Below are 15,177 nucleotides of genomic sequence, written 5' to 3'. Positions count from 1 at the left end.
ATTAAAATTATTAATTTTGCACCCGTTATTTTTCGAAACTATCATATTATATATAAACAACATGGAATTAGCAAGTAAGTACAATCCCGCTGACGTAGAGGGAAAATGGTACCAATATTGGATGGAACACCGTTTATTTAGTTCGAAACCCGATGGTCGTGAACCTTACACCATCGTCATTCCGCCCCCAAACGTCACTGGTGTGCTCCACATGGGACACATGCTTAATAATACCATTCAGGATATTTTAGTTCGTCGTGCCCGTATGGAAGGTAAAAATGCTTGCTGGGTACCGGGAACAGACCATGCATCTATTGCTACGGAAGCCAAAGTGGTGAACAAACTTGCTGCCCAAGGTATCAAGAAAACGGATTTGACTCGCGATGAGTTCCTGAAACATGCATGGGAATGGACAGAAGAACATGGAGGCATTATTCTGAAGCAACTTCGTAAACTCGGTGCCTCTTGTGACTGGGAACGTACTGCTTTCACAATGGATGAAAAGCGTAGTGAAAGTGTAATAAAGGTGTTTGTCGATTTATTTGATAAAGGATTGATCTATCGGGGCGTCCGTATGGTGAATTGGGATCCGAAAGCATTAACAGCACTTTCTGACGAAGAAGTTATTTATAAAGAAGAGCATGGCAAACTGTATTACCTCCGTTATAAAGTAGAAGATGATCCGGAAGGGCGTTATGCAGTTGTAGCAACTACCCGTCCTGAAACGATCATGGGCGATACGGCGATGTGTATCAATCCGAACGATCCGAAGAATCAATGGTTGAAAGGTAAGAAAGTGATTGTTCCGTTGGTAAACCGCGTCATTCCTGTGATTGAAGATGATTATGTAGACATCGAATTCGGTACCGGTTGTTTGAAGGTGACGCCGGCTCATGATGTGAATGACTATATGTTGGGAGAAAAGTATAATCTACCCACTATCGATATTTTCAATGATAACGGTACATTGAGCGAAGCTGCCGGAATGTATGTCGGTATGGATCGTTTCGATGTTCGTAAGCAGATAGAAAAAGATCTGGAAGCTGCAAATTTATTGGAGAAAACAGAATCATATACGAATAAAGTGGGTTATTCAGAGCGTACTAATGTTGTGATTGAACCTAAACTGTCTATGCAGTGGTTCCTCAAAATGCAGCATTTTGCAGAAATGGCATTACCTCCGGTGATGAATGATGAACTGAAGTTTTATCCTGCAAAATATAAGAACACGTACCGGCACTGGATGGAAAATATCAAAGACTGGTGTATCAGCCGTCAGTTGTGGTGGGGACATCGTATTCCTGCATACTTCTTACCGGAAGGGGGGTATGTCGTAGCTATAACTCCTGAAGAAGCATTGGCGAAGGCTAAAGAAAAGACAGGCAATGCCAACTTGATAATAGAAGATCTCCGTCAGGATGAGGACTGTCTGGATACTTGGTTCTCTTCTTGGTTGTGGCCTATCTCTCTGTTTGATGGAATCAACAATCCGGGAAATGAAGAGATCAACTACTACTATCCGACAAGTGATCTGGTTACGGGACCGGATATTATCTTCTTTTGGGTGGCACGTATGATTATGGCAGGTTACGAATATGAGGGGAAGATGCCATTTAAGAATGTTTACTTCACAGGTATTGTTCGCGATAAGTTGGGACGGAAGATGTCTAAATCCCTCGGTAACTCTCCTGATCCGTTGGAACTGATAGAGAAATATGGTGCTGATGGTGTACGTATGGGTATGATGCTTTCAGCTCCTGCCGGAAATGATATTCTTTTTGATGATGCGCTTTGCGAACAAGGGCGTAACTTCTGCAATAAGATATGGAATGCTTTCCGTTTGATTAAAGGTTGGCAGGTAGATAAAACGCTGGTACCTACGGAGGCTGCTAATCTGGCTACACAATGGTTTGAATCCAAACAAAATGAAGTAGCTGCTGAGATGGCGGATCTGTTCAGTAAATACCGTTTGAGTGAAGCATTGATGGCTGTGTATAAGTTGTTCTGGGATGAGTTCTCTTCCTGGTATCTGGAAATGATAAAACCGGCTTATGGACAAGGTATCGATAGTTGTACTCATAATGCTACTCTTTGTTTCTTAGATAATCTGCTTCATTTGCTCCATCCGTTTATGCCATTTATTACGGAAGAAATCTGGCAACAGATGTACGAACGTAATGCAGAAAAGGGAGAAAGCTTAATGGTAAGTGCTTTGACTTTGGATACTTATGTAGATACAGAGATTGTTCAGCAGTTTGAAGTAGTGAAAGAAGTGATTAGTAATATCCGTAGTATTCGCCTTCAAAAGAATATAACCCAGAAAGAAGCACTCGAACTGCAGGTTGTAGAAGAGAATCCTGTAGCTGCGTTCAATGCGGTTATTCAGAAGATATGTAACCTTTCATCTATCGAGGTGGTTACCTCTAAAGCAGAAGTAGCTTCTTCTTTTATGGTAGGAACGGCCGAATATGCAGTTCCATTGGGAAATATGATTGATGTGGAAGCTGAAATCGCCCGTATGGAAGCTGAACTGAAACATAAGGAGGGTTTCTTGCAGGGAGTCATGAAGAAATTGAGCAATGAGAAGTTTGTAAATAATGCTCCGGCAGCTGTACTTGAACTTGAACGTAAGAAACAAGCAGATGCAGAAAGTATTATCAGCTCTTTAAAAGAAAGTATTGCTGCACTAAGGAAATCATAATTATTTGATACTTAATAATGTGTAAATACGAGACACCTCAGGAATTTGAGGTGTCTTTCTTTTTTAGATTAGAAAATAATACTATCTTTGCTAATCTATTTATGATAACACGAATGAAACAAGTACTGAAAATTGCCGTCTTTTATGGGATGTTCTTTCTTCTGGGAGGAACCTTTTCGACTGCATCAGCTCGTAACGGGCAATCTGAAAAAGAGATACTGGTTTTGAATTCTATCAATTTTAATCTTCCTTGGGCTAAAAGTTTTTATTGGTATGTACATGATCAACTTCGGAGCAAGGGTATATCTGTAAAAGCGGAATCATTGTCTGTTCCGTCTTTGATTGATACAGTGGAGGTGAAAGCCATGGTTACTCATTTACGACAGAAATATCCCCATCCTCCTACGGTAGTTGTTGTGATTGGAGATCCCGGGTGGATTGTTTGCAGGGAATTGTTTGACGATATATGGAAGGAAGTACCGGTAATTATAACCAATTCTCGTGATCGTTTGCCCGCTACAATAGAAATATTGCTTTCACATGCTTCATTAACGGAGGCAAATAGTGTTCCGGCTGAAAGGTGGAGACAGGGATATAATCTTACTACTTTAACGCAGCATTATTATGTTAAGGAAACGGTAGACCTGATGTATCAGTTGATACCCGATATGGAACGCCTCGCATTTATTTCCGATGATCGTTATATCAGTGAAGAAACCCGTAGTGATGTGAAAGATGCAGTAAAGGAAAACTTTCCTGATTTGACATTAGATTTGTTATCGACTACAGAAGTGTCTACAGAATTATTGTTAGATACTTTGCGCGGCTATAAAGCGAATACCGGAATCATTTATTATTCTTGGTTTGAGTCTCATAATAAGGATGATAATAATTATCTTTTCGATCATATTCAGGATATCATTACTAATTTCTCTCCTTCACCTCTGTTTCTTCTCTCATCCGAAGATTTGTCTAATAATACTTTTGCCGGAGGTTATTATGTTTCGGCAGAATCTTTTGGAGATTCATTGTTAGGTATATTAAATCGGATATTATCCGGTGAGCAAGCTCGGGATATTCCGGAGAGTGTAGGTGGCAAGGAAAGTGCGTATCTTTGTTATCCTGTACTTGAATTTCATAATATTCCCTCTTACCGTTATCCGGATAATGCTGTTTATATCAACTCACCTAAAACTTTCTTCGAACAATATAGGAGTGCTATCCTGTCATGTCTGGTGATTGGACTCATTCTGATAGCTGCTATTTCCTATTACATTCGCATTCTTCGGAAAGCATATGATCGTTTTAGAGATGCAATGGAGAAGGCAGAACAGGCTAATAAGCTGAAATCCGCTTTTTTAGCAAATATGAGTCATGAGATACGTACTCCGTTGAATGCAATTGTGGCTTTGCCAATATGCTGCCGGACGTAGAAGACAAAAAAGAAATGCGTGAATATACTGATATCATTGAAACAAATACAAATCTGTTACTTCAGTTGATAAACGATATTCTTGATATGTCGAAGATTGAAGCGGGAAATTTTGATTTTTATCCTTCGTTGATAGATGTGAATCAAGTTATGGAAGAGATTGAACAAAGTATGAAATTGCGTTTGAAGGGAAATAAGGTGAGTATTACATTTGCTGAACGTTTGCCTGAATGTAGTTTATATGTAGACAAGAATCGATTGATGCAGTTGATGTCCAATTTTGTTGTGAATGCTATCAAATTTACAGAAAGTGGTTCTATTCGTATGGGATATCATAAAGAGGATGCTAATAATATCTATTTTTATGTTTCCGATACAGGTTGTGGCATGTCATATGAACAATGTGAACATGTTTTTGAACGTTTTGTAAAATATAACCCGTTTATTCAAGGTACAGGCTTAGGACTTTCTATTTGTAGTATGATTGTAGAACGGTTGGGTGGTAAGATCGGAGTAAAGTCGGAAAAAGGGAAAGGTTCTACTTTTTGGTTTATTTTGCCTTATAGAGTAAGCCGGGCAGACCTTAGAGCAGATGATAATTAGTGAAAAATAAAATTGCCGGAAGTAAATAGAACATTTCTTCCGGTGATCACTATATTCTGTTTTTTTATTTCTCCAATAACTCTTTCAGGAAGTCATCCAATTCTTTGTCCAGGCCTTTAAGTAGTTCATCACTGACTAATAAAGTGTCATCATCGGCCAGCAACAATTCGGCTATAGTTTCCTTCTCTTCGTCTACCAATACAAATGAATAAGGTTTTAAAATCGATACCTTTTCAAAATCACCGGCATTTTTCATTCTACAAAGAAGATTGCGTAGGATAGGTTCTACATTATCTATAAAGTCGTCACCTTCATAAGTGGCCCATTCCTCAATCATCACTTCAGCCACCAGTTCCTCGTCATCGTCATTAAAAATGTTGAGTCGTCCGGATGTCTGGTCGGGTTGCAAATGAATATCTGTTACGACTGTTTGTTCACAGCCATATACATATTTACCGACTGCCTTTTGGATAGCCGATTCGATGGTAGATAGTGATTGTTGGCTCAATTTCATGGGGTTCCTTCTTTTTGTTAGTTCAAAGGTATGAAAAAAATAATAATTGCTGCATGATTTTTTTAAAAAACATCATTAAATCGACTCATTTGCATTTTTATTTTAGTTAATGAGTCATATCTCTTATTTAATTCAGTGACATAGAATGACGTTTGATAGAAATTGGGAATATCCCTTAAATTTACATTTGTACTATCTTTAATTTGATCTACCTTGTCTATTTTTTTTGCAAGATTTTGTGCTATTGTTGCCCATTCCACTGCTTTGGCAATGCTATCTTTCATTTCATAATAAACAGCGATGTTGGTAGCAACTTTCATTTTTTTCTTTTTTCTTTTTGTACCATTGAATGCTTCTAGCCAAAGCTTATAAGCATCATCCCATGAGCCTCACGTACATAAACGCTAGCATCACGCATTTGTATGGACCCATTCGTATAAATGAAACGAGCGTCTTTTTTCCAGTAAGGGATTAAATATTTAACAGGGATTGTGCCTGCAAATTCAGCAGCTTCTTTCAGAATTTGTTCTTCCGAAATCATTCGTGCGTTTATTTGTTCTTTCGTACCAACTTCTTCCCAATAAATACTATCGGTAGCTGTGATCGTATTCATCGGATTCTTTAGCGTAGGGAGGTAAGTCCTTATAGTGGGAAAAGCTTTTAGATCTATTGCTACTTCATAAGTATTATAATCATCCAGATAATAAACTGATCTTCCTGTTATAAACTGTACACCTTCTACCGCAATGATGAAATCCACTCCTAAATTTGATACTAATGTACGAACCTCCTCTTGACTTAATGTACTTTCACGAGGAATTTTATCATTTGCTCGTAAAGCAGAATCGCAGATAACAACTGTCTCAAAATAATTTTGACTTGCAATTTCTGCAGCGAGAGATTCGGTTACAATCCGGGGATCGCCATTAGCATAAGCTGAGATACCTTTCATTTGTATTAGTTTAAATATACTTCTTGGAGCTGAAGCTGCCAAAATCAATGCACTGTCTGGTGGAGTACTACAGTTGTTCACTATAGCCACTTTTCGAAGTTCAGGCGGAAAGGATATTTCCGCAGGATGCACATATTCGATAGGTATTTGTTCCAAACTTTGGCAACTGCCAAAAAATAGTACGAACATGCAGCAACTGCCAATGAATCTAATTTTGCCATAGTGCCGAATATTTAGTAATTAGGTTTAAACAAAGATACTATTTAAAATGAATAAAAGAAAGCCTCAAACAGTTTTTAACCGTTCGAGGCTTTCTTTTTTTCAGTCACGAATAGGGCATAATTAGCTATTCATAAACTAAGCATTTTTCCCATGACAATTTTTGTATTTTTTGCCACTACCGCATGGACAGGGATCATTACGTCCTACTGTTTTTTCTGCACGTATCGGTTCGCGTTTTTGTTGTTCGCGGGTATCCTGACTAGCGGCAGCTTGTTGGTTGGGATCGTTAAGATCTTGTTTCTGTTCGCGGTACTTGCTCATGTCCTGACGTTGTTCCGGAGTAGCCTGGCGAACTTCCACGCGTCGTGGAGCTTGTTCGTCAGGAGCTTCTTGTACAGGAATTTGTCCACGCATTAAGATTGAGACTGTCTGGTTATTGATCTTGTTCACCATTGCGTCAAACAATGTAACAGACTCCAATTTGTAAATCAACAGCGGATCTTTCTGCTCATAACTAGCGTTCTGTACAGAGTGTTTCAGTTCGTCCAATTCACGTAAGTTCTCTTTCCATGCTTCATCGATAACATGTAACAGAATTGATTTCTCGAACGACTTAACTACTTCCTTAGACTCTGTTTCATAAGCAGTCTTCAGGTTACAAGAGATATTGTACATACGTTTGCCATCTGTGATGGGAATCAAGATGTTCTCATACATTTGTCCCTGGTTCTCATAAACCTGTTTGATAACCGGATTAGCGATCTGAGCCAAACGGTCTGTTTTCCGTTTGAAGTTCTCCATTGCCATTGCGAAAGCCTTTTCTGCCATTACCTCTTTCTTCTCGTTACGGAATTCATCTTCTGTGAACGGACATTCCATAGCCAATGTCTGAAGCATTTCCATCTTGCAGCCTTCGTAATCGTTGTTTTCGATAGCGTTTGCGCAACGGTCCCAAACCATGTTTACAATATCCATACCGATACGTTCACCCATCAAAGCGTGACGGCGTTTTGTATAGACAACTGTACGTTGCTTATTCATTACATCATCATATTCCAGCAAACGTTTACGGATACCAAAGTTGTTTTCTTCTACTTTCTTCTGTGCACGTTCGATAGAATTAGAGATCATTTTGTGTTCAATCATTTCGCCTTCCTGGAAACCGAGTTTATCCATCACACTGGCAATACGGTCGGAAGAGAACAAACGCATCAGATCGTCTTCCAATGATACGAAGAATACAGAAGAACCCGGGTCACCTTGACGTCCGGCACGACCACGTAACTGGCGGTCTACACGACGTGACTCATGACGTTCTGTACCGATGATAGCAAGACCGCCTGCCGCTTTTACTTCCGGGCTTAGCTTGATGTCGGTTCCACGACCAGCCATGTTGGTAGCAATGGTTACTGTTCCGCTCATACCGGCTGTGGCAACAATATCAGCCTCTCTTTGGTGCAGTTTAGCATTCAATACGTTGTGCTCAATCTTACGCATTGTAAGCATCTTGCTTAGCATTTCTGAAATTTCTACTGAGGTAGTACCCACCAATACCGGGCGTCCGGCTTGAACTAGTTTTTCGATCTCCTCGATAACAGCTTTATATTTCTCACGTTTAGTCTTGTAAACGCGGTCGTTCATATCTTTACGAGCAATCGGACGGTTGGTTGGAATAACGACTACATCTAATTTGTAGATATCCCAAAGCTCACCTGCTTCCGTTTCTGCAGTACCGGTCATACCGGAAAGTTTATGATACATACGGAAGTAATTCTGCAATGTGATGGTAGCAAATGTTTGCGTTGCAGCTTCCACTTTCACCCGTTCCTTAGCTTCGATAGCCTGATGCAATCCGTCAGAATAACGACGACCTTCCATAATACGTCCGGTCTGTTCGTCTACGATCTTCACCTGCCCGTCGATTACTACGTATTCGTCGTCTTTTTCGAACATGGTGTATGCTTTCAGTAACTGATTGATTGTATGTACGCGTTCTGATTTGATAGCGTAGTTGGTCAGTAACTCATCTTTCTTTTGCAGTTTCTGTTCTTCTGTCAGTCCGGGTACATTTTCCAGTTCAGAAAGTTGTGCTGCAATATCAGGAAGTACGAATAAAGTCGGATCTTCTGAATTACCGGTAATTAAATCTACACCCTTATCAGTCAAATCTACACTGTTCAGTTTTTCTTCAATAACGAAATACAACGGGTCGGTAACCTCGTGCATACGTTTGTTATTTTGCTCCATGTAGATTTCTTCTGTCTTCAACATTCCGGCTTTGATACCTTGTTCACTGAGGAACTTAATCAATGCCTTGTTTTTGGGCAAACATTTGTGGCTACGGTATAATGCAAGGAATCCCTCTTCAACCTCTTTTTTATCATCCGAAGCAATCAGTCTCTTCGCTTCAGACAGATATTTGGTAGCCAATACCTTTTGTGCTTCAACAAGTCGTTCTACTAGCGGACGAAGTTGTTCGAACAATTGGTCGTCGCCTTTGGGGACCGGGCCGGAAATAATCAACGGAGTACGGGCATCGTCAATCAATACGGAGTCCACCTCATCGACAATAGCATAGTTGTGCTGGCGTTGTACAAGGTCTTTCGGGCTGATCGCCATATTGTCACGCAAATAGTCGAAACCGAATTCGTTGTTAGTACCAAATGTGATATCGGCCAGATAAGCTTGACGACGAGCATCAGAGTTCGGCTGGTGACGGTCGATACAATCTACACTTAATCCATGGAACATATAGAGTGGTCCCATCCATTCGGAGTCACGTTTTGCCAGATAGTCGTTCACAGTTACTACGTGTACACCGTTTCCGGTCAATGCATTCAGGAATACAGGGAGGGTAGCCACAAGGGTTTTACCTTCACCGGTTGCCATTTCCGCAATTTTACCTTTGTGCAGTACCACACCACCGAATAACTGTACATCATAGTGAACCATGTTCCACAATGTATCGTTACCACCGGCCATCCAGTGATTCTGGTAAATAGCCTTATCTCCTTCGATGCGTACAAAATCTTTTGTGGCAGCCAGTTCGCGGTCGAAATCGGTAGCAGTAACTACGATTTCCGGATTTTCAGCGAAACGTTTAGCGGTAGCTTTTACGATAGAGAACGCTACCGGTAGTATTTCATCCAGTGCCTTTTCGTATTTCTCCAGAATTTCTTTATCTATCTTGTCAATTTGAGCGAAAACTTCTTCGCGGTCTTCCAGTTCTATGCTTTCGATACTTGCTTTCAACTCTTCTACTTTCGCACGTTCAGCGCTAGCCGAGTCATAGATATATTGCTTGAGCTCTCGCGTTTTGGCACGTAGAGCGTCATTGTCAAGTGCTTCAACCTCAGGGTAAGCAGCTTTGATCTTCTCTACCCAGGGTTTGATTTCTTTCATGTCTCGAGTGGATTTATTTCCAAAAATCGAGCTTAAAATTTCATTAAATCCCATTTGTATTATTATGTTTATTATTTATCGTACTGAAATAACGTGCGCAAAGTTACATTAAAATGCTGATTTATTTATACTTTGCGCCTTGTTTTTACGGGGAAACTTTTACCAGATGTCGGTAATAGGAGCTACTCTACAAGCGTTCGGTGCCCGTATGCGCATGAAATTAGCCAGAGTTGGCGCAATATGGTCTATTGTTACAGGTGTCTGTATAACAGCTGGTTTCACTGAATGGCCAATAAAAATTAGCGGAGAAGGAATGTACGAATGACGTACGACCTTGCTTGAATTAGTATCTTCATTGACAATGGTCCATCCCGGGAGGACGTCAATTGTCAGGTCTCCCGAACGTTGACGGTGAAAACCATTACGTATCTTATAAATTTCCGGAGTCCATGCTCCCAGCAGGAGTCTGTGGGCAGAATAAGCTTCATTCACTCCACTGAACTGCATCAGGAATTCTGCAGATTTCTCCTGTACTTCTATTAGATTCAGTTGCTTTTGTTCCAGCAGTTTGTGATTTAGGTAAATTTGTTGATCGTAATAAGCTTCTACATATTTTCCTTCACCGTAAGTAGCCATCAGGAACATATTTAGCAGAGCGGCACAACGATTCAGATGAAACTCTCCGGTAGGAATTTTATACAATCCCGAATCCGTTGATTCACTGTCTGTATATCCGGTAGAAGTGATGAAAATCAACACGTTTTGTAAGCCTACTTTTTTATCCAGAATGTCCAATAGACTAGCGATACTACGGTCCAGACGGACATAAGTGTCCTGTATCTCCATGGCACATTCCTGTACGGACTTATGCGCATAGTTGCCCGCGTAATATGTCAGTGACAGTAAGTCAGTAATGTCATCCATACCCAGAAGTGCTTTGGTTATGACTTCATCTGCAAGCATATTCACTTCATCGTTTACAAAAGGGCTTGTGATAAATCTTCTGAATTTGTTTTGACGGTCGTCGTCAAATTTATATTTGAATGTTTCATCCCGCCAATCTGGCAGGAATGTGTACATCATTTTAGGATAAACTGGTTCCCAGATAATACCGGAGATACGGAAATCAATAGCTTGGCGATCATTATATTGGCTTGCCCACCATGGAAACTCTCCGTAATAAGTGGTTCCACTCCATTTTCCAGTATTCGGGTTGAGCCAAAAAGCTCCGTTAGCAGCATGTCCACCTGAGAATATGGCTGCGTCACAGGTAGGAGCAATGGCATAAACTTGTCCCTTACCTTGAGTGGCTATTTTCAGTTCATCGGAAATGGTGGAAGTCAAAAGCTTTGTCGGAGCACAAGTCATGTCTCCGTAATATCCCATATATGCAGTATCATCCGTACTATTTACCAGTCGCAAAGTGGAAACGTCCATCCATTGGCTGGAAATAATTCCATTGAGAGAAGGTGTTGTACCAGTATATATAGCAGCAATCGCAGAAGCACGATCTACGTTGTTAAAAGTAAATTGAGCGTTGCAGAATACTCTTCCCTCTTTCCAGATTCGCTTGAATCCTCTGTCTCCGTAAAGTGAGGAGAAAGCTTCCAGATAATCCGTACGTAATTGATCAATAGTCAATCCTACCACTAACTTGGGGGATGTGGGGAGAGACTGAGCTTGTAGCCCTGTGAATGTGAGTACGGTGATAAGAGAAGTTAGTAGTCCTTTCATTATTTCTTTTTATAATTCAAAATCATGTTGCTTACTGAACGTATCAGCAAACTGAGTGCCAAAGGTACGACAGCAAAGTCAATTCTTTGCGGAATGAGTGGAAAAAGCACTATAAATAATGTTAAAACAATAGCATTTAAGGTCATATACCAACATTTTTTCCTTTTTCGGATACAATATATAATGTAAGGAAGGAATAAAAGTTGTCCCGGGTGGAAGACAAACAGCAGATAGTTTGAACTGACAGCCGGATGTGCTGAGAATAAAGCAAGAAAAGCAAGTATGCATCCTGCAAGACCAGCAATACCGAATAAGACAAGATCAAATCCCCAAAGCCCTTTCTTCTTGCGAATGCCGTAGATAGTAACGGCAGCGGTTAATATAAACACGAGCAACGTGCATTGTAGAGGGGTAGGGAACCAACTGCTTTCGTTCATATCAGGTGTCACATCGACAATTTTTTCAGTGGATATAACGAGTGGGCGCTGTTGTCCGTCATGGTCTATCTTTGCATTGGCGAAGAAATTCATCAGATAGAATGGAGAAAACATCATCTGTCGCTGGGTGATCGGGCGATCGGCTTCGCTACCAATACAGAAGTCTATGCCGAAACGTGACCATGGATGCCCTTTGCAATACTGGTGGACAATATCCCGAAAGGAACGGGAACCATCCTGAGGAGCTTCGGGATAAAAAACTTTGCCTGTAATACATTCTTCTATTTTATCACGTGGACGGGTAGCACAATTATCATAGAAAAAATTATAGCGATAGATGCGGTTTTCCGGGCGATAATTTACTTCCAAAAGATTGAAGAGATAGGCTTTTTCCTCATTATTCAAATTTAGAGTCTGTTGCCATACACTACGGTTGTCGCTTGTATATTCGGCTACAAAACTGTCATAATCACTTGCTCCCAGTCGGTAGTCTGTTTCGCCGAGTGAAAAACGGAGTACGAAATTAGGGACATTAAAGCTGAATATACCATAATTAAAAACGACATCAATTCCTTGTGCCGGGTTCTCGTAACGGATAGCTGTATGTCCGAACAAAGAATAAATTTCCTCTCCGGGAGCACATGTCAAAAGACTAACCCGGATAGAATCCTTATTTGCTTTCACTTGTCCGTAGGGCAGGAATAACAAGTAAAATGGAATCAATATATATAAAATAGTCTGTTTCATAAAAAGTGCCTGTTTTATCTTCGCGGCGAAGATACAAAGAATTGTTGGATTCGTAAAAAAGGAGAGGCTCCGTTTTGTGTAAACAGAGGTTTTACTTCTGTGAAACAGAGCTTTCGTTTTGTGGGAAAGAGGCTTTGTGTTTTTATTAAAGGCTTTTTAGGAAACGCATACTGAAATAGTATCGAATAGCTTATAATCATTCGATAATTAATGAATTAGCGTGTAAATTAAAACGACTGAAAATGTATGCCAGAACAATAATATTAAATAGTTCGATTTTTTGAAAATAGGCGTTTTTTTGATATTAAAAAAATACATTTGGAAAGATAATTCTCTTTATATGCTTTTAGTTCTCTTTTTTTGCTTTACCTTTGCGCCCGCAAAAGAAGGAAAAGCATTGAATTTAATTATTGACATAGGAAATACAATGGCTAAAGTAGCACTTTTTGATAACAATGATATGGTCGAAGTGCTAATTGAATCTAATCACTCGTTGGGTTGTTTGGCTGAACTTTGCGCCCAATATCCGATAGAACAAGGAATTGTTGCTACTGTCATTGATTTGAATGAACAGGTCTTGGCAGATCTAGCTGCATTATCATTTCCTCTGTTGTGGTTAAATCATCAAACTCCATTGCCAGTCGTTAATTTATACGAAACTCCCGAAACATTGGGATACGATCGTATGGCTGCCGTAATAGGGGCTAATGAACAATTTCCTGACAAGGATATCTTAGTGGTTGATGCCGGAACTTGTATAACGTATGAGTTTATTGACTCAAAAGGACAATATCATGGTGGTAATATTTCTCCGGGTATGCAGATGCGTTTTAAAGCTCTGTATCAGTTTACTGGACGCTTGCCGTTGGTAGATTCCAATGGGCGTAAACTCCCGATGGGAAAGGATACTGAGACTGCCATGCGGGCAGGAGTGTTGAAAGGGATTGAATATGAGATTTCAGGTTATATTGAGTCTATGAAGCATAAATATCCTGAACTTTTGGTTTTTTTAACGGGCGGAGATGAATTTTCTTTTGAAACCAACGTAAAAAGTGTCATCTTTGCAGATAGATTTTTAGTGTTGAAAGGATTAAATAGAATTTTAAACTATAATAATGGTAGGATATAAACACACGTTTTGTGCGCTTTTGCTCACAATGATTACTGGAATAGCAATTGCTCAGAATAATACAAACTCTCCTTATACACGATATGGCTTTGGCGATTTGTCTGACCAGTATTTTGGGAATAGCAAGGCAATGGGAGGAATTGCATATGGACTCCGGGATGGAGCGCAGATCAATGTATTGAATCCTGCTTCGTATACAGCTATTGACTCATTAACATTTCTGTTTGAAGGTGGTGTTACTATGCAGAATATGAACATTAGTGGCGGAGGTGTGAAACTAAATGCAAAAAATTCTAGTTTAGATTATCTTGCCATGCAATTTCGTTTGCAGCCATGGATGGCGATGAGTATTGGGTTGTTACCATATTCAAGTGTTGGATATTCGGTGTCGGATACTAAGACTACGGATAACGGATTGCAATATAGTAGAAGCTTTACAGGTGACGGTGGTTTACACCAACTGTATCTCGGATTGGGAATGAAATTGTTGAAGAACTTGTCGGTAGGTATGAATGTATCTTATTTTTGGGGTGATATCACTCGTGTACGTAATCAATTCTTTCCGAATGAGTCCAGCGCTTTTTCATATCAAGAAAGTACATTGACATCCATTTCGGATTATAAGCTGGATTTCGGTGTGCAATATACACAAAAGCTCAATGAAAAAGGATTGATGACTTTTGGCGCAGTATATACTCCGAAAAAGAGTCTAAAAAATGATTTTACAGTCACCAGGCAGGTTAGTACGATCACTACTGTGACTCCCGATGCAACATTAGAAATCCCTAATACTTTTGGAGTCGGAGTTACTTATAAATATGACAGACGTTTGACGGTAGGTATGGATTATAGCCTGCAGAAATGGTCAAAGGTTAAGTCTTCGCTTGCAACGAGTGATGAGGATTTACGTCAGAGTTTTGATGAGACGTATGCCTTTAGTGACCGTTCAAGAATATCTGTGGGTGCAGAATATATCCCAAATTTGTTGGGACGTTCCTATCTCGCCCATGTAAAATATCGTGTGGGAGCTTTTTATTCCACACCGTATTATAAGATCGAGGGCAAAAAGGCTTCAACCGAATTTGGTGTAACAGCAGGTTTTGGTTTACCTGTTCCTCGTTCGCGCTCTATCCTTAGCATTAGTGGACAGTTTGTTCATGTGAAAGGAAAAGAAGTAAATATGTTAAATGAAAATATATTCCGCGTAAGTATAGGACTTACGTTTAATGAACGTTGGTTCTTCAAACGCAGAGTAGAGTAAAGTGGAAAATTTGAGAGAGAATAGACGACTAAATAATAACAAC

7 protein-coding genes and 2 pseudogenes are annotated in these 15,177 nt (G+C 40.0%); 4 read left to right on the top strand and 5 right to left on the bottom strand.

Annotated elements, in window-relative coordinates:
• Positions 1–61: 61 nt before the first annotated feature.
• Complete coding sequence (locus tag JCM17102_RS11725; RefSeq protein WP_025075258.1) at positions 62–2,701, top strand: valine--tRNA ligase; 2,640 nt, start codon at positions 62–64, stop codon at positions 2,699–2,701.
• A 113-nt stretch (positions 2,702–2,814) separates the two neighbouring features.
• A pseudogene (locus tag JCM17102_RS27385) lies at positions 2,815–4,736 on the top strand (sensor histidine kinase).
• 64 nt (positions 4,737–4,800) lie between these two features.
• Here the strand turns inward: JCM17102_RS27385 and JCM17102_RS11715 are convergent.
• The 5 genes and pseudogenes from JCM17102_RS11715 to lnb form a co-directional block, all read right to left on the bottom strand.
• Positions 4,801–5,250 (bottom strand): hypothetical protein, encoded by a 450-nt coding sequence (locus tag JCM17102_RS11715; RefSeq protein WP_025075257.1) that lies wholly within the window; start codon positions 5,248–5,250, stop codon positions 4,801–4,803.
• Positions 5,251–5,312: 62 nt separating this feature from the next.
• Positions 5,313–6,423, bottom strand: a pseudogene (locus JCM17102_RS27380) (DUF6340 family protein).
• 136 nt (positions 6,424–6,559) lie between these two features.
• Positions 6,560–9,880, bottom strand: a complete 3,321-nt coding sequence (secA, locus tag JCM17102_RS11705) for a preprotein translocase subunit SecA (protein WP_025075256.1) — start codon at positions 9,878–9,880, stop codon at positions 6,560–6,562.
• Positions 9,881–9,985: 105 nt separating this feature from the next.
• Positions 9,986–11,560 (bottom strand): alkaline phosphatase family protein, encoded by a 1,575-nt coding sequence (locus tag JCM17102_RS11700; RefSeq protein ID WP_025075255.1) that lies wholly within the window; start codon positions 11,558–11,560, stop codon positions 9,986–9,988.
• Positions 11,560–12,744: a lipoprotein N-acyltransferase Lnb gene (lnb, locus tag JCM17102_RS11695; RefSeq protein ID WP_025075254.1), complete on the bottom strand. Its 1,185-nt coding sequence runs from the start codon at positions 12,742–12,744 to the stop codon at positions 11,560–11,562. The genes JCM17102_RS11700 and lnb overlap by 1 nt, the downstream gene beginning before the upstream one ends.
• A gap of 340 nt (positions 12,745–13,084) precedes the next feature.
• Here lnb and JCM17102_RS11690 point away from each other — a divergent pair, with 340 nt between their 5' ends.
• Together JCM17102_RS11690 and bamG are read left to right on the top strand one after the other, a co-directional pair.
• On the top strand, positions 13,085–13,873 hold the full coding sequence (locus JCM17102_RS11690; protein ID WP_033886779.1) for a type III pantothenate kinase: 789 nt from the start codon (positions 13,085–13,087) through the stop codon (positions 13,871–13,873).
• Entirely contained in the window at positions 13,860–15,134 is a 1,275-nt protein-coding gene (gene bamG, locus JCM17102_RS11685) for a BamG family beta-barrel-assembly machinery protein (RefSeq protein ID WP_025075252.1), read from the top strand. The genes JCM17102_RS11690 and bamG overlap by 14 nt, the downstream gene beginning before the upstream one ends.
• Positions 15,135–15,177: the final 43 nt, after the last annotated feature.

The sequence above is a fragment of the Bacteroides faecichinchillae JCM 17102 genome, assembly GCF_000614145.1.
In the GTDB taxonomy this organism is placed as follows: domain Bacteria; phylum Bacteroidota; class Bacteroidia; order Bacteroidales; family Bacteroidaceae; genus Bacteroides; species Bacteroides faecichinchillae.
This window is presented reverse-complemented; position numbering and strand designations above follow the sequence as displayed.